This window comes from Streptomyces aureus, from assembly GCF_000725495.1.
Classification (GTDB): domain Bacteria; phylum Actinomycetota; class Actinomycetes; order Streptomycetales; family Streptomycetaceae; genus Streptomyces; species Streptomyces aureus_B.
Map to the genome: position 1 here is coordinate 412,341 of NZ_JNZD01000001.1, position 16,259 is coordinate 428,599.

Here is a 16,259-nt window from a genome sequence, read left to right on the forward strand (position 1 = left end):
CCAGTTTCTTTCGCCCCCTCCGCCCCTACCCTTCCCGTACCTGGGGCTCCGCCCCAGACCCCGCTCCTCAAACGCCGGAGGGGCTGAAAGTCACGCCGGTGAGGGACTGAACCCAAACCACAGCGCACCCACCACCCGGGACTCGGCGCGAGGGGACGTGCCAGTACATCGATGCCCGTCGCCACTAACGTCCACATCTCCGTCCGACGGCGACGGGCTGATGCACCGGCACGGCCCCGACCCGCCCACCGGACCGGAGCCGCGTCCGGCCGCCATGTCTCAGGGGTGAACCCTCAGGCGGTGCGGTCCCGTGTCCACCTTCAGGAGGTGGGGCGGGCCCCCGTTCTCCGACCTGAGGCGGACACCGCTTCGGGACCTGCGGCCGATCCGCCGGAGGAGGCGGCGAACCTAGCGTGGAGCCATGACCACACTCGTCTGCACGAGCGCCTCGGACGCCGCCACCGGGGCGGCACGGACCCCGTCGTACCCGTCGTTCTCCTCGTACGTGAAGGCGCGGCAGCCGGTGCTGCTGCGGACCGCCCGGTCGCTCACCGCCAACCCGAGCGACGCCGAGGACCTGCTGCAGACGGCCCTGACGAAGACGTACGTCGCGTGGGACCGGATCGAGGACCACCGCGCGCTGGACGGCTACGTGCGGCGGGCCCTGCTGAACACCCGGACGTCGCAGTGGCGCAAGCGCAAGGTCGACGAGTTCGTCTGCGAGGAGCTGCCGGAGCCGGAGGGGCTTCCCGCCCCCGACCCCGCCGAACAACAGGCCCTGCACGACGCCATGTGGCGGGCGATCACGAAGCTCCCGGCACGCCAGCGGGCGATGGTCGTCCTGCGCTACTACGAGGACCTGAGCGAGGCCCAGACGGCGGAGGTCCTCGGGGTCTCCGTGGGCACGGTCAAGTCCGCGGTCTCCCGGGCGCTGGGCAAACTGCGCGAGGACCCGGAGCTGACACCCGTCCGCCGGGACGGCGGCCGTACGGTCTCCGCGGCCGCCTGAGGTGATCGATCATTCCGGGGCCTAGTGACATACCGCGCGGTATGTGCGCAGAATCAGCGCAACCCATTACTACCGCGTAGGCAATGTCGCCCCCGGGAGGACGCCGTGCTGAGCACGATGCAGGACGTACCGCTGACTGTGACCCGCATTCTGGAGCACGGGGCGCTGGTGCACGGAGAGTCGCAGATCACGACCTGGACGGGCGAGGGCGAACCGCACCGCCGCAGCTTCCGCGAGGCCGGCGAGCGCGCGCACCAGCTGGCACACGCCCTGCGCGACGACCTCGGGGTGAGCGGCGACGAACGGGTCGCGACCCTGATGTGGAACAACGCCGAGCACGTCGAGGCGTACTACGCGATCCCCTCCATGGGCGCGGTGCTGCACACCCTGAACCTCCGCCTCCCGGCCGAACAGCTCGTCTTCATCGTCAACCACGCGGCCGACCGCGTCGTCATCGCCAACGGCTCCCTGCTCCCGCTGCTCGCACCGCTCCTGCCCCAGCTGCCGACGCTGGAGCACGTGGTCGTCTCCGGCCCCGGCGACCGCTCGCTGCTCGACGGCGCGGGGGTGAGCGTCCACGACTACGAGGAGCTTCTCGCCGGGAAGCCGACCGTCTTCGACTGGCCGGAGATCGACGAGCGGCAGGCCGCGGCCATGTGCTACACGTCCGGGACCACCGGGGACCCCAAGGGCGTGGTGTACTCCCACCGTTCGATCTACCTGCACTCCATGCAGGTGAACATGGCCCAGTCGATGGGCCTCACCGACCTCGACACGACCCTCGTCGTGGTCCCGCAGTTCCACGTCAACGCCTGGGGCCTGCCGCACGCGACCTTCATGTCGGGCATCAACATGCTGATGCCGGACCGCTTCCTGCAGCCCGCCCCGCTCGCCGAGATGATCGAGAGCGAGCGTCCCACGCACGCCGCCGCCGTCCCCACGATCTGGCAGGGACTGCTCGCCGAACTGACCGCCAAGCCCCGGGACGTCTCCTCCCTCACCCAGGTGACGATCGGCGGCTCCGCCTGTCCGCCCTCGCTCATGGCCGCCTTCGACGACCTGGGCATGCGCGTCTGCCACGCCTGGGGCATGACCGAGACGTCCCCGCTCGGCACGATCGCCCGCCCGCCGGCCCATGTGGTCGGCACGGAGGAGGAGTTCGCCTACCGCCTGACCCAGGGCCGCTTCCCGGCGGGCGTCGAGGCCCGCCTCACCGGCCCCGGCGGCGAGCGGCTCCCCTGGGACGGCGAGTCCGCGGGCGAGCTGGAGGTCCGCGGCCCGTGGATCGCCGGCGCCTACTACGGCGGCAGCGACGGGGAACCGCTGCGCCCCGCCGACAAGTTCAGCGAGGACGGCTGGCTCAAGACCGGGGACGTCGGCACGATCAGCGCCGACGGCTTCCTGACCCTCACCGACCGCGCCAAGGACGTCATCAAGTCGGGCGGCGAGTGGATCTCCTCGGTCGACCTGGAGAACGCCCTCATGTCCCACCCGGACGTCACCGAGGCCGCGGTCGTGGCGGTCCCCGACGAGCGGTGGGGCGAGCGCCCGCTGGCCACCGTCGTCCTGAGGGAGGGCTCCACCGCGGACTTCGCGTCGCTGCGCGCCTTCCTCGCCGACGAGGGCAAGATCGCCAAGTGGCAGCTCCCCGAGCGCTGGTCGATCGTGGAGGCCGTCCCGAAGACGAGCGTCGGCAAGTTCGACAAGAAGGTCATCCGCAAGCGGTACGCGGAGGGCGACCTGGACGTGACCAAGCTCTGACGCGAGCGCCGACACCACCCGCGGGCCGGGCGGGGAACCCCTGAGGCTCCCCCGCCCGGCCCGCTCCGGCGCACGGTCCGGGTATACGAGCACGTGCCGCATACGGTCCGGGCCCCGGGAACGCGCCGCCGGTACGCGACAGCCGCTGGGCACACGCCGCCCGGTACAGGCCGGCCGCCGGTACGGTCCGGGCTCTGGGAACGCGCCGCCGGTACGCGACAGCCGCTGGGCACACGCCGCCCGGTACAGGCCGGCCGCCGGCCACGCCGCGGTACGGTCCGGGCGAAGGGCGCACCCGCCCGCGTACGGTCCGGGCGAAGGGGTGTGTGTCCACGTACGCCCCGGCGCTGGCGCACTAGCCTCCGGCTGATCCGGGGTCTGAGGCACACGCCGGCTACGAGCACATGAAACGCACAGGCACACGCGCCGCGCGGGGATGCTGCGGCTGGTCGCCCGACCCCGCCCTCCCCCGGCCGGCCGGCAGAGGGCCTCCGTACCGCCCTAGTTGGTGCCGATGCGGGCCAGCAGGTCGACGATCCGTTCCTGGACCTCGTCGCTGGTGGAACGCTCCGCGAGGAACAGCACCGACTCCCCCGCGGCCAGCCGCGGCAGTTCGGCCGCGTCCACGGCGGCGGTGTAGACGACGAGCGGGGTGCGGTTCAACTGCCCGTTGGACCGCAGCCAGTCCACGATCCCGGCCTGCCGGCGCCGCACCTGCATCAGGTCCATCACCACGAGGTTCGGCCGCATCTGTGCGGCCAGCGTGACCGCGTCCTCGTCCGTCGAGGCGCGCGCGACCTGCATACCGCGCCGCTCCAGCGTCGCCGTCAGCGCCAGCGCGATCTCCGCGTGCTCCTCGATGAGCAGGACGCGCGGCGGGTGCTGCTCGGAGTCGCGCGGCGCGAGCGCCTTCAGGAGCACGGCGGGGTCGGCCCCGTACGCGGCCTCGCGCGTCGCCTGTCCGAGTCCGGCCGTCACCAGGACGGGAACCTCGGCCGCGACGGCGGCCTGGCGCAGCGACTGGAGCGCCGTGCGGGTGATCGGGCCGGTCAGCGGGTCGACGAACAGCGCGGCGGGGAACGCGGCGATCTGCGCGTCCACCTCCTCGCGCGAGTTCACGACGACCGGCCGGTAGCCGCGGTCGCTCAGCGCCTGCTGGGTACCGGCGTCGGGCGCCGGCCACACGAGCAGCCGCCGCGGGTTGTCCAGCGGCTCCGGGGGCAGTTCGTCGTCGACGGGCCGCGGATGCGGCTGGTCGGCGATCTCGACGGCACCGCCGGGACCGTCGAGCGGCTCGGGACCCTCGGCCGCGTTCTCGTCCGGCGCTCCTATGGCGTAGGACCGTCCGGCGCCCTCGGTGGTGCCGGGCCGCCGGGGTCCGGCACCCGCCTGGGCAGCGCCCGGAAGGGCGCGCGCGGCCGACTCGGTGCGGTCGGCGGCGGGCTCGGGCGGAGTGCCGAGCTTGCGGCGCCGGCCCCCGCCGTTCGTCCCGTGCGGCGGCGGGGTCGGGGCCTGGACGCCGGAGCCCGGCTGCGCGGCGGCGACCTGGCGGGCGAACGGGACGCCCTGGCCGAGCGTGCGGACACTTATGGCACGGCCCTGCGTCGAGTTGGGGTCGACCGGGGCGGACGCGGGCGCCGCCTCGGCGGGCAGCGGCTGGGCGACCCGCGCGGCCGGGCGCTCCGGAGGGAGTGCGGAGGGTGCCGCCTGGGCGGCCGGGAGCGCGGGCTGCGCACCGGCGCCCGTGGTGTTCGCGTCGGGCCACGGCTGGGCGGCCGGGGCCGCCGCCGGGGCGGCACCCGGCTGGGCCGCCACGGCGGGCAGCCCGCTGGGAACGGGCTGTCCGGCGGCCGGCACGGCCTGCGCGGGAAGCCCCTGAGCGGGGACGGCCTGTCCGAGCGCCGGGACGGGCTGGGCGGGCACCGGCTGGGCAGGCACCGGCTGTGCGGGCACGGCCTGGGCGGGAACGCCCGGTGCCGGGAGTGCCTGCGCGGGCGCCCCCGCCTGCGCGGGAACCGCTTCGGTGCCCTGACGGGCCCGTCGGCGGCCCGTCGGGGCGGCGACGGGGTGCGGCTGCGCCGGGGTGTGGTCGTCGTCGGGGTCGTGCCCCATCGCGTCATGGCGGCCGTCGGGCTGCTGGGCCAGCGCGACCTGCGCCTGCACCTGGGCTTGAGCGGCCTGCGCCTGGGCCTGCGCCGCCCGGTCCTGAGCCTCCTGGGCCTGGACCGCCTGGGCCTGCGCGGCCTGCATCTGCGCCTCGGCCCGGACGTACTCCGGGGAGCGGTCCGCCTCCGCCGGCGGCAGCGCGAACACCGTACGGGCGCCCGTCTCCTGCGCGGCGGCACGCTCGGCCGCGGCGGCCAGCGCACGACGGCGCCGCCCGGTCGGCCGGCCCTCCTCGTCGGCGTTGTCCTCCTCGTCGGGACCCTGCTCCGCCGCCGGTGCCGCGGGCAGCGCGTTCTGTTCGCCGTCGCGGCGCGCGCGCCGGCCGGAGGGCACCGGGACCGGCACACCCTGCGGCGGCACCGCCGGACCGAGACCGGAACCCACGGCGGCGGTTCCCGCCCCGTGCTCGCCGGCCATCACGACCGCGCCCTCGGAGACCGGGTCGGACCCGCCCTGGGCCGGGGCCTCGCCCGTTCCCTCGGCGGGGCTGGGGCGGCCACGGCGTCGTCCGGTACCGCCGGAGCCGTCCTCGGCACCCTCGGCGGGCCGCTCCTGCGCGGCGGGCGCTTCGCCCGCGGCCTGCTCCTCGGCGGCACGCCGGCGCCGGCGTCCGGTGGGAGCGGTCGCCTCGGCCGCCTCGAGGGCCTGCGGACCCGACTCGCCCGATTCCTCGCTCTCGAGGAAGGCGTCGGTGGAGGCCCGCCGGGCCCGCCGCCTGCCGCCGCTCTGCTGGGGTGCCTGCTCGGGCTCCTGCTGCGGGACGGGCCCGGCCAGGGCGATCTCGGCGCCGACGGGCGTCACGGAGTCGAGCGGGACCGCGCCCGCGCCGCCGCCGATGGGCACCTCGAGGACGTACGCGCTGCCGCTCATCCCCGGCACCTCGTGCGTCTGGAGCACACCGCCGTGCGCGCGCACGATGCCGCGCACGATCGGCTCGTGCACCGGGTCGCCGCCGGCGTAGGGACCGCGCACCTCGATGCGGACGACCTCGCCGCGCTGGGCGGCCGCCACGACGACCGTGTTGTCCATGTAACCGCCCGCCGACACCGGCGCGTTGCCGGTCGCGTCGACTCCCGCGACGTCCGCCACCAGATGGGCGAGGGCGCGCGCCAGGCGCTGCGGGTCGACCTCGGCCTCGATGGGCGGCGCGTGCACGGCGAACTGCACGCGTCCGGGCCCGATCAGGTCGATGGCACCCTCGACACCGGCCGCGACCACCGCGTCCAGCATCACGTTCGTACGGAAGATCGTGTCGATGCCCGCGTCCAGCCGCTGGTAGCCGAGGACGTTGTCGACGAGCGTCGTGATGCGCGAGTAGCCGGCCGCGAGATGGTGGAGGACCTGGTTGGCCTCGGGCCACAGCTGGCCCGCGTCGTCGGCGGCGAGCTTGGCGAGCTCTCCGCGCAGCTGGTCGAGGGGGCCGCGCAGGGAGTGGCCGAGGACGGCGAGCAGCTGGTCGTGCCGGGCGGCCAGCGCCTCGTAGCGGTCCTTCTCGCGCTCGCCGAGCGCCGCGTACCGCTCCTCGCCGGAGGCGAGTTCCTCCTCGTGGCCCTCGGTCAGCGCGGTGAGCTCGGCGGTGTGCCGCTCGCGCAGCTTCTCCAGCTCGGCGGTGTGCTCCTCGTCGAGCCGTTCCAGCTCCTCGGCGTGCCGGGTGGCGGCGGCTTCCTTCTCCTCGACCAGGGTGTCGTACGGCCGCCGGTCGGTGAAGGTCATGACGGCGCCGACGAGCTGGTCCCCGTCGCGCACCGGAGAGGTCGTCAGGTCGACGGGCACCGGGTCCCCGGACTTCGACCACAGCACCTGCCCGCGCACCCGGTGCTTGCGCCCGGAGCGCAGGGTGTCGGCGAGCGGCGACTCCGCGTAGGGGAAGGGCTCGCCGTCCGCGCGCGAGTGCAGGATCAGGGTGTGCAGTTCCCTGCCGCCGAGATCGCTGGCCCGGTAGCCGAGGATCTGGGCGGCGGCAGGGTTCACGAGGACGACCCGTCCGTCGGTGTCCGTCCCGACGACTCCCTCGGCCGCGGCGCGCAGGATCATCTCGGTCTGGCGCTGCGAACGGGCGAGCTCGGCCTCGGTGTCGACGGTGCCCGACAGGTCGCGCACGACGAGCATGAGGAGCTCGTCGGGCAGGGGGCCGTAGTTGTCGTAGGCCTGCTGGCCGCTCTCCAGGTTCGCGCTGGTGACCTCGACCGGGAACTCCGAGCCGTCCGTGCGCCGCGCGGTCATCCGGGTCGGCTTGGTCCGCCCGCGCTCGTCGGTGGAGTCGGGGCGCCGCATGGAGCCGGGGATCAGCCTGGAGTCGAACTCGGGAAGGAGGTCGAGCAGCCCGCGGCCGACCAGGGCCGTGCCCGGGGTCTCGAAGGCCTCCAGGGCGATCGTGTTCGCGTTGACGACGGTCCCGTTGGCGTTGACCAGGACCAGCGCATCCGGCAGCGCGTCCAGTATGGCTGCGAGGCGAGCAGCGCCTCGGGATGGCCTGCTGCTCACGAGACGCTTCCTCCCTGTTACCGCACCTTGCCGACCGCGGGGGCCATCTTGCCAACCGGCCCGCGGCGTGTCACGCGAGGGAGTCTACGGGCAGAGGTTGCGCTCGCGATGCCGGATGAGAGGGAGGTCGCACACATATGAGACGCAGAACCGGCGGAGAACCTGTGACCACGCATTTCACCGAGCGGAACCGTGAGAGCACCGTGAGATCACCGTGACTTCGCCGTGTCCTCGCCGGTTCTGCGCTATGGGCGGGCGGCGGGGAGCACGGGGACGAGGGCGTTCCAGCGGGAGATCTCGCAGCCGTTCGCGCGGTCGTAGCGGGCGTCGACGGGGCGCCCCGCCCAGGTGCCGGTGACGTGCGCGGTGGCCGGACCGCCGTAGACCATCGTGCACAGGGCGTCCGGCGGGACCGGGGCGAAGGTGTCCTTGCCCCAGGTGGTCATCCGGTCCAGCCGGTCGCAGGCCTCCGCCGGGTGCGGATGGGTGCCGCCGGCGGGGTGGCAGACCAGCTCGAACGTCCCGTCCGCGCCGCCGCCCACGCCGGTGACCGTCACGGTCAGCCGGTCGGAGGAGTCCTCCGGACGGGCCGGCGGGGGCATGAGGGCCGGCCGGGCGAGGCCGTACGCGGCGAGGGCGGCCCGCGCCGCGCCGCCCGGCGTCCCGGCGGAGAACAACGACGGCCGTCCGGCGGACCCGCCGTCCGGCCCGGAGGCGGACGTCCCGGGTACGGGGGCGACGGGGACGACCGGGGTGGCACCGGGGGCGTCGAAGAAGGTGCCGGCGGCGGCGCCGGGCACCCAGGAGAGCGCGGCGGTGGCGGACACGGCGGCGGTGAGGAGCAGTCGGCGCAACATGCCCTGCTCAACGCGGGGCGACCCGCCTGGTTGCGCACCCGTCCGGGCTTTGCGATGTGGTGCATTCGCCTAGTACCGTGGGGGGCGATTGGTGACAGGCCGCTCGGCTGTGTCATCATCTGCACGCACCACTCGCGCTCGCGTGAGGGGTTGTGCGGGAGGCGTCGCCTAGTCCGGTCTATGGCGCCGCACTGCTAATGCGGTTTGGGACTTACATCCCATCGAGGGTTCAAATCCCTCCGCCTCCGCGCGAAGATCCGAAACCCCGGTCCAGTGGACCGGGGTTTCGGCGTTCCAGGACTCCGCGGGGTCCGCCGTCCGCACCCGCCCCCGGCCGGCCCGCAACCGCCCCGAAGGACGTTTTCGCAGGTCACAAGGGGTGGGGGGAATGGATTTCACATGGCGGCGGCAGTCATGTAATGTTCTTCCTGTCGCCGCGAGCGGGGCAAAAGCCCGGGGAGCGAAGACGGAAGTAAAAACAGAACAAGCACTCGTAGCTTAACGGATAGAGCATCTGACTACGGATCAGAAGGTTGCAGGTTCGAATCCTGCCGAGTGCACACAGATCGAAGGCCCCGCCGGTTGAACCGGCGGGGCCTTCGGCGTTGCGGGACGGATCAACGCCCCGCGAACCGTGAGTGGTTCGAGGGGCGGGATCCGGAGCCGGGCGGACGAGCCGGATCAGGGGCGCGGGTCCTCCCGGACCCATCGGCGATCCGTGCCGTTGTAGATGTAGCGCGGCAGGGCGGCTGTCGCGGCCGTGCGGAAGGGACGGCCGTGGTCGTCGATCCGGATGGTCCCGGTCCTGCCCTGTGAGGACCAGTCGAGGTCGAGGTACCAGTCGCAGGCGCAGTGCTCCGTCTCCGCCGTGACCATCAGGACCTCCGGGTCGTCCACGGAGACCCGGTACGGCAGGCGCCGCGCCGGCAGGATCGTGTCGCCCCTGCTTCCCGGCACCGCCCGGGCGATGGGGACGCGCTTGTCGAGGTGCACGTCGAAGGAACGGGGCGTGAGGCCGCCGCCGCATCCCGCGGAGGTGTCGTAGACGTAGGCTCCGCCGCTCGGGGCCGCGGAGCGGCGCACGACCCGGACGTGCAGGTCCTCCAGGACCACGGCCGCGGACGTGCGTCCCTGCACCGCGACGCGCACGATCGTCTGCCCGCCGTGCACCGCGTCCTGGGCGTTCGCCCACACCTCGGCGTCCTCGGCGGTCGGCGGCGGCGGGACCTGCCGCGGGGGTTTGTCGATGATGTAGTCGTGGCCGCAGTCGTCCGTCCACATGTGGGAGTTCACGGTCCAGGTGAACGGGGCGGCCGGGGAGGACGGCTGTGCGGAGGTGGTTGCGGGCGACGCCGACGGTCCGTCCTGCGCGGAGGCCCCGCCGCCGGGCGTGCCCGAGGTCCCGAGACCGGGCAGTCCCGGGAACCCGGAGAACGCCGACAGCCCCGCGGCCGTCAGCAGCAGCACGGTGGCGAGCACCCCGGACACGACGGCCGGACGCCGCCGGTACCAGGCGCGGGAGCGTGCGGCCGGCTCGCCGGTGCCTCCGGGCGGTGCGGAGCTCGGCCCGGACGGGGAGTTCGGATCCGGGGTGGCGTGCGCGGTCGCGGGGGACGGGGCCGGTGCCTCCGACGGGGATGTCATGGACTGGGCGTTCTGCGGCGACGGTTCGGACGGTGTGGCCGGCCGGGAAGGTGCGGTCGTCGTGGCCCCTGCCGACGTCGTGGCCGGGGCGGGTGTTGCCGTGAGGGGGGTGGGGGAGGCCGAGGAGGCGGGCGTCGTGCCGGGCCCGGGTGTCCGCCCCGGTTCAGGGGTTCCGCCGGAGCCCGCCGTGCCGCCCGTCGGACCCACCGGACCACCTGCCGGTCCCACCGGACCACCTGCCGGTCCCGCGTTGCCGCCCGTCCGTACCGCCGGATCGTTGGCGGGAGGCGTGCGACGCGCCCCCGACCCGGACGGCCGGGACCGGCGCCGTTCCGCGACCGCCAGGATCCACAGCCGGTGCAACTCCACGCGCTCCTGCCGCGAGGCCGCACACAGCGCGGCGAACCGCTCCACCACGGCGAAGTCCAGCGGCACCGCCTCGCCCGCGCAATAGCGGTGCAGCGTGGAGGCGTTCATGTCCAGGCGCCGGGCGAGAGCCGCGTAGCTGCGATCCGTACGGGTCTTGAGGCGCGCCAGCAGCTCCGCGAACCTCGTCACGTCGTCGTCGGCCACCGCCCGTGCCCCCCCCCGCTCGTTTCCGTCCCGTCCCGTCCCGGGACGGCATCCCAGGCACTCTCTGTCCTTGCACGTCAACAGCCCTGGGATGGTTCCACCGTTGCGGATCCGGCGGCAGTGATTGCCGTCGTCCGCGGGGGCCGCCGATGCTCTTGGTGTCGCCCCCCAGCGGTACGGCCCCACCGGCCGGCCCGTTCAGCGGAGGGGCGTCCACACCACCGACTCGTCCACGGGGACACCCCTGCCCGGACGCACCCCCGACGGGGGCGCCGGGCGGGTCCGTACGACGACGTCCACCGATCAGGAACGAGGGACACGCAATGCACGGCAACACCTCTGGAGCCCGCGGCCTCCGTCGTATCGCGGCCGTCGCCGCCGGCCTCGCGCTCGGCCTCGGGCTCGGCGTCTCGGCCCACGCCTCCCAGCCCGCCGCGCCGCAGCGCGCCTCGGTGGCGGCCGCCGCCCCGGCCAAGACCGTGAGCGGCCGCACCGGTGACGGACTGACCGGCATCGCCGACTTCTACGGCGCCTACATCGACGCCCAGAACGACTCCGGCCCGGCCACCCCGATGATGAAGGCCCTGCGTTCCCACTACCTGGACCCCGCGCTCGGCAGGCAGCTCGCGTCCTGGGAGCGCACCAACCACGCCGACGGCGTCCTGCGCGCCCAGAGCATCCCCGCCCGCTGGTCGGTGACGGAGAAGGGGCGGAGCAAGGGCGACGCCGTCGAGGCGGTCGTCACCCTGACCTGGGAACACGGCGCCCCCGTCAAGCTCTCGGTCGTCATGAACCCCCAGCACCGCATCGTCAAGATCGCCGCCGCCCGGTAGCCGGGGGCGGTGGCGGGCCCGTACGTCCCCGGACGTTGCCGCGGGCCGGACGGCCTGTCGGTGGGGTCCTCTACTGTCGGAGTGTGCGGCGGGTGTGGACGTGTTCCGGGGTGCGGTGGTCGGGGGAAGGACCCGTGCTCGTGTGGAGCGGGGGGCGGACGAGTCCGCTGGTCCCGGGGCGGCGGGTCGCGTTCGGTGTCGTGGACGGGGGTGTGCGGACCTGCGTGGGGGCGCGGGGGAACGCGTGCCCCGTGCGGGCCGTCGTGTCGCCGCGCGGTACGGGGGCGCGGTGCGAGGAGTGCGCACGGCTGGACCGGGCGCACTCCGTGGCCGCCGACACGCTCGCCGACGACCCGCGCCCGTACCGCGTGTACCTCGCGTGGTTCGGGCCCGGCATGGTCAAGGTCGGTATCACCCGGGCCGAACGGGGGTCGGCCCGGTTGATGGAGCAGGGCGCCGTCGCCTTCAGCTGGCTCGGACAGGGCCCGCTGATGGCGGCGCGCCGGACCGAGGAGCTGTTGCGGGCCGCGCTCGGGGTGCCGGACCGCATTCCGTACGCCGACAAGCGGGCCGTGCGGACGGCGCTGCCGGAGGCCGGGGAGCGCCTCGCCGAGCTCCGGGACCTGCACGAACGCGCGGGGCGCCTCGACGGCTGGCCGGAGTCGCTCGCGCGCGCCCCCTTCGAGCCCGTCGACCACACCGGCCTGTTCGGGCTCGCCGGGCTGCCGCCCACGCGCGGGGTGGTGCGCGAACTGGCCGCGGGCGGCGCGGTGAGCGGAGAGCTGTGCGGGGCCGCGGGCCCGGACCTCCATCTGCTCACCGGGCGCGGAGCCGTCGTCCTCGACACGCGGCTCATGACGGGGTGGGAGCTGACCGGAGCCGGGGCCGCGAACGGGGCCCGGGACCCCGGAATCACCTTTCCCGTACGGGAGGTGTCCGCGGACCCCGGTGTCCAGGACGGTCTCTTCTGACCCGGGAGCCGGGCGGGTGCACTCGGGGAGCGGCCGCGGAGCCGGCCCCGATGGTCAAGACTTCGATCCCTTTCGGATCCCGTTCGGAAAGGCGCTGGACGGCAAGGGATCACCGGAAGGAGAGTGGCGGACATGAGCGATCATTCCGATGTTCCTGTCGCGGCCCACGAGCCGCCCTACTACGTCGCCGTGTTCACCTCCCTTCGCAGGGAGGAGGACGCCGGGTACGGCGAGACGGCCGACCGGATGGAAGAACTGGTGAAGGAGATCCCCGGCTATCTGGGGATGGACCACGCCCGGACTCCCGGCGGACTGGCCATCACCGTCGGGTACTTCCGGGACGAGGCGGCGATCAAGGAGTGGGGCGCGCACGCCGAGCACCGGACGGCCCAGCGGCGCGGCCGCAGCGACTGGTACGAGCGGTACAGCCTGCACATCGCCAAGGTCGAGCGGAGCCAAGGGTTCGAGCGTGCCGGGGACTGAGCGGGAGGACGAGGGCGCACCTCCGCCCGCCGGGGCGGCCGGGACAGGCTCGCGTCCGCCCGCCGGCCCGGCCGGGCAAGCGGGAAGCGGGCCCGACGAGGCGCGGGAGGTGCGGGCCTTCTGGGAGGGGCTCGGGCTCCCCGGACTCGTCGACGTCCACACGCACTTCATGCCCGAGCGGGTGCTGCGCAAGGTGTGGGACTACTTCGACGGACTCGGTGACCTCACCGGCGGCATCGAGTGGCCCATCGCCTACCGCGCGGACGAGGACGAACGCCTGGCGCTGATCCGCGGGTTCGGGGTGCGCGCCTTCACCGCGATGCTCTACCCGCACAAGCCCGGCATGGCCGCGTGGCTCAACTCCTGGGCCGTCGGCTTCGCCCGCCGCACCCCGGACTGCCTGCACACCTCGACCCTGTTCCCCGAGGCGGGAGTCGAGGAGTACGTGCGCGAGGCGATCGAGGCGGGCACGCGCGTCTTCAAGGCGCACGTTCAGGTGGGGGCGTACGACCCTGCGGACGAACTCCTGGACGCGGCATGGGGGTTGATCTCCGAGGCGGAGATCCCCGTGGTGATCCACTGCGGATCGGGACCCTCGCCCGGCAAGTACACCGGCCCGGGCCCGGCCGCCGCCGTCCTGCACCGGCACCCCCGGCTGCGCCTCGTCTTCGCGCACATGGGCATGCCCGAGTACGAGGACTTCCTCGCCCTCGCCGGGCGCTACGACGGAGTGCGGCTCGACACGACCATGGCGTTCACCGACTTCAGCGAACGCCTGGCGCCGTTCCCGCCGGGACTGCTGCCCCGCCTCGCGGACCTCGGGGACCGGGTGCTCCTCGGCACGGACTTCCCGAACATCCCCTACCCGTACGTCCACCAGCTGCACGCGCTGGAACGGCTCGGGCTCGGGGACGACTGGCTGCGGGCGGTCTGCCACGACAACGGAGCCAGGCTCTTCGGCCTCCGCTGACGCCGGCCAAGGGAGTACCCAGGAGTTTCCTGAGAGGCACCTGTGCGTTTCTCAGGAAAATCACAGGTTGCCGAAAGGATGCTCTCAGCGGCGCCCGACAAGGTGTCCGCTATGACCACGACCTCGCCCCAGGGGCGCACCGAACTGCTGAGGCCGGACGGGAGCCCCGTCCGGGTGCTTGTGGTGGACGACGAACTGTCGATCACCGAGCTGCTGTCCATGGCCCTTCGCTACGAAGGATGGCAGATCCGCAGCGCGGGTGACGGGACGGGTGCGGTGCAGACCGCGCGCGAGTTCCGGCCCGACGCCGTGGTGCTCGACATGATGCTGCCCGACATGGACGGGCTCACGGTGCTCGGCCGGCTCCGCCGCGAACTGCCGGACGTCCCGGTGCTGTTCCTGACGGCGAAGGACGCGGTCGAGGACCGGATCGCGGGCCTCACCGCGGGCGGCGACGACTACGTCACCAAGCCGTTCAGCCTGGAGGAGGTCGTGGCCCGGCTGCGCGGTCTGATCCGGCGTTCCGGCGCGGCCGACCGGCGCTCGGACTCCGTGCTCGTCGTCGGGGACCTCACCCTGGACGAGGACAGCCACGAGGTGTCGCGCGGCGGGGCCAACATCCACCTCACCGCGACCGAGTTCGAGCTGCTGCGCTTCCTGATGCGCAATCCGCGCCGGGTGCTGAGCAAGGCGCAGATCCTCGACCGCGTGTGGTCGTACGACTTCGGCGGCCAGGCCAACGTGGTCGAGCTCTACATCTCGTATCTGCGCCGCAAGATCGACGCCGGGCGCGAGCCGATGATCCACACACGGCGCGGCGCCGGCTACCTGATCAAGCCCGCGACGTCATGAGCGGACGACGACGGACGCGAGCGCAGAAGAGGCGGGCACGACAGCCGAGGACCCTGCGGTCGCGGCTCGTCGTCTCGGCCGTGGCCCTCATCGCGGTGGTCTGCGCCATGATCGGCACGGTCACGACCATCGCGCTGGACCGGCACCTGTACAAACAGCTGGAAACGCAGGTCACCGAGGCGGGACGGCGCCTCTCGGGTCCTCCCGCGGACGTGCACGGCCTGAATCCGGGCAACGGGAGCCAGAATCCCGGCGCGCCGAACGGCGACGGGCTGCCGGCCGGTGCGCTCGGTTCCTCCGACGAGGACCGGCTCGAGAACTTCGTCACCATGGGCGGGACCCAGACGAGGACCATAGCGGCCGAACTCGGCTCCGACGGCAAGGTCGACGAGGCGGTCATCGCCAAGGAGAAGTCCAACCGCAGCGTCGGCTTCCAGCGGATGAATCCCGTCGCGCTCAACGCCGCGCAGAAGGCCGCGCTCGCCACGGTCTCCAAGGACCGCGCCCCGCACACCACGGACATCCCGGGCCTGGGCGAGTACTACGTCATGTATCTGACCGGCGCGCACGGCACCTACTACGTCGGCCTGCCGACGGAGTCCGTGAACAACACGGTCAACACCCTGATCCTCGTCGAGGCGAGCATCACCGGCGCCGGACTCGTCGCCGCCGGCATCGCGGGCAGCGTGATCGTCGGTCTCGCCCTGCGCCCCCTGCGCAAGGTCGCGGCCACCGCCACCCGGGTCTCCGAACTCCCCCTGCACACCGGCGAGGTCACGCTCTACGAGCGGGTCCCGGAGTCCGAGGCCGATCCGCACACCGAGGTCGGCCAGGTCGGCGCCGCGCTCAACCGCATGCTCGACCACATCCACGGCGCCCTGCACGCGCGGCAGCAGAGCGAGATGCGCGTACGGCAGTTCGTCGCCGACGCCAGTCACGAGCTGCGCACCCCGCTGGCCTCCATCCGCGGGTACGCCGAGCTGACCAGACGCGGCCGTGAGGAGACCGGGCCCGACACCCGGCACGCGCTCGGACGGATCGAGTCCGAGGCGGGCCGGATGACCCTGCTCGTCGAGGACCTGCTGCTGCTCGCGCGGCTCGACGCCGGGCGGCCGCTCCAGCACGAACAGACCGACCTCGTCCCCCTGGTGATCGACGCCGTGAGCGACGCACGGGCCGCCGGGCGCACCCACGACTGGCGGCTCGAACTGCCCGACGAACCCGCGCTGGTGTCGGCGGACGCCGCCCGTCTCCAGCAGGTCATGGTCAACCTCTTCGCCAACGCCCGCACCCACACCCCGCCGGGGACGACCGTCACCGCACGGGTGCACCGGCACGGGCCCTGGCTGTGCGTGGACGTCCAGGACGACGGCCCCGGCATCCCGGGGGACCTGCTGCCCCGGGTCTTCGAACGGTTCGCGCGGGGCGACTCCTCGCGGTCGCGCGCCTCCGGCTCGACCGGTCTGGGCCTCGCCATCGTGCAGGCCGTCGCGACCGCGCACGGGGGCGCCGTGACCGTGGACAGCGTGCCCGGCAGGACCGTGTTCACCCTGCATCTGCCGGCGATCCACCCCGAAAACTCCTGGCCGGCGCACTCACAGGTACAGCACAGCGCCACCACATGGGTGCGACAGGGGGCTTGACGAGAGTCGTTCC

Annotated in this window: 11 protein-coding genes and 2 tRNA genes; 10 read left to right on the plus strand and 3 right to left on the minus strand. The window is 73.7% G+C overall.

The genetic code is table 11. The features are described 5' to 3' along the window. The first annotated feature begins 421 nt into the window (after positions 1-421). Positions 422-1,009 (plus strand): SigE family RNA polymerase sigma factor, encoded by a 588-nt coding sequence (locus tag IO36_RS01865; RefSeq protein ID WP_037615132.1) that lies wholly within the window; start codon positions 422-424, stop codon positions 1,007-1,009. A 117-nt stretch (positions 1,010-1,126) separates the two neighbouring features. Then, on the plus strand, positions 1,127-2,770 hold the full coding sequence (locus tag IO36_RS01870; protein ID WP_078942957.1) for a long-chain fatty acid--CoA ligase: 1,644 nt from the start codon (positions 1,127-1,129) through the stop codon (positions 2,768-2,770). Positions 2,771-3,271: 501 nt separating this feature from the next. On the opposite strand, the gene IO36_RS01875 is transcribed toward IO36_RS01870, so the two are convergent. Both IO36_RS01875 and IO36_RS01880 read right to left on the minus strand, forming a co-directional pair. Then, on the minus strand, positions 3,272-7,420 hold the full coding sequence (locus IO36_RS01875) for a hybrid sensor histidine kinase/response regulator (RefSeq protein WP_037615136.1): 4,149 nt from the start codon (positions 7,418-7,420) through the stop codon (positions 3,272-3,274). 245 nt (positions 7,421-7,665) lie between these two features. Then, entirely contained in the window at positions 7,666-8,277 is a 612-nt protein-coding gene (locus IO36_RS01880; RefSeq protein WP_078942945.1) for an SSI family serine proteinase inhibitor, read from the minus strand. A 157-nt stretch (positions 8,278-8,434) separates the two neighbouring features. On the opposite strand from IO36_RS01880, the gene IO36_RS01885 reads away from it, so the two are divergent. Both IO36_RS01885 and IO36_RS01890 read left to right on the plus strand, forming a co-directional pair. Beyond that, positions 8,435-8,525, plus strand: a tRNA-Ser gene (locus IO36_RS01885). A 239-nt stretch (positions 8,526-8,764) separates the two neighbouring features. Next, positions 8,765-8,837: transfer RNA gene (locus IO36_RS01890), tRNA-Arg, on the plus strand. Between the two features lie 121 nt (positions 8,838-8,958). Here the strand turns inward: IO36_RS01890 and IO36_RS48855 are convergent. After that, a complete protein-coding gene (locus tag IO36_RS48855) occupies positions 8,959-10,494 on the minus strand; it encodes a helix-turn-helix domain-containing protein (RefSeq protein WP_037615138.1) in 1,536 nt (511 codons plus the stop codon). 323 nt (positions 10,495-10,817) lie between these two features. On the opposite strand from IO36_RS48855, the gene IO36_RS01900 reads away from it, so the two are divergent. The 6 genes from IO36_RS01900 (at position 10,818) to IO36_RS01925 (ending at position 16,246) form a co-directional block, all read left to right on the plus strand. Further along, a complete protein-coding gene (locus IO36_RS01900) occupies positions 10,818-11,327 on the plus strand; it encodes a hypothetical protein (protein WP_037615140.1) in 510 nt (169 codons plus the stop codon). A gap of 83 nt (positions 11,328-11,410) precedes the next feature. After that, positions 11,411-12,298 carry a DUF2797 domain-containing protein gene (locus tag IO36_RS01905; RefSeq protein ID WP_037615142.1) on the plus strand — a complete coding sequence of 296 codons (888 nt, stop codon included), beginning with the start codon at positions 11,411-11,413 and terminating at the stop codon, positions 12,296-12,298. A 132-nt stretch (positions 12,299-12,430) separates the two neighbouring features. Continuing rightward, positions 12,431-12,781, plus strand: a complete 351-nt coding sequence (locus IO36_RS01910; protein WP_037615145.1) for an antibiotic biosynthesis monooxygenase family protein — start codon at positions 12,431-12,433, stop codon at positions 12,779-12,781. A gap of 109 nt (positions 12,782-12,890) precedes the next feature. Next, positions 12,891-13,751, plus strand: a complete 861-nt coding sequence (locus tag IO36_RS01915) for an amidohydrolase family protein (protein ID WP_037615147.1) — start codon at positions 12,891-12,893, stop codon at positions 13,749-13,751. 111 nt (positions 13,752-13,862) lie between these two features. Next, complete coding sequence (locus IO36_RS01920; protein WP_037615149.1) at positions 13,863-14,603, plus strand: response regulator transcription factor; 741 nt, start codon at positions 13,863-13,865, stop codon at positions 14,601-14,603. Then, a complete protein-coding gene (locus IO36_RS01925; RefSeq protein WP_078942948.1) occupies positions 14,600-16,246 on the plus strand; it encodes a sensor histidine kinase in 1,647 nt (548 codons plus the stop codon). The genes IO36_RS01920 and IO36_RS01925 overlap by 4 nt, the downstream gene beginning before the upstream one ends. Positions 16,247-16,259 lie beyond the last annotated feature (13 nt).

What these genes read in the sequence shown, in the direction of transcription:
- IO36_RS01865 (WP_037615132.1), top strand. Translation starts at nt 422, where the DNA reads ATGACCACACTCGTCTGCACGAGCGCCTCGGACGCCGCCACCGGGGCG.
- IO36_RS01870 (WP_078942957.1), top strand. Translation starts at nt 1,127, where the DNA reads ATGCAGGACGTACCGCTGACTGTGACCCGCATTCTGGAGCACGGGGCG.
- IO36_RS01880 (WP_078942945.1), bottom strand. Translation starts at nt 8,277, where the DNA reads ATGTTGCGCCGACTGCTCCTCACCGCCGCCGTGTCCGCCACCGCCGCG.
- IO36_RS01900 (WP_037615140.1), top strand. Translation starts at nt 10,818, where the DNA reads ATGCACGGCAACACCTCTGGAGCCCGCGGCCTCCGTCGTATCGCGGCC.
- IO36_RS01910 (WP_037615145.1), top strand. Translation starts at nt 12,431, where the DNA reads ATGAGCGATCATTCCGATGTTCCTGTCGCGGCCCACGAGCCGCCCTAC.
- IO36_RS01920 (WP_037615149.1), top strand. Translation starts at nt 13,863, where the DNA reads ATGACCACGACCTCGCCCCAGGGGCGCACCGAACTGCTGAGGCCGGAC.
- IO36_RS01925 (WP_078942948.1), top strand. Translation starts at nt 14,600, where the DNA reads ATGAGCGGACGACGACGGACGCGAGCGCAGAAGAGGCGGGCACGACAG.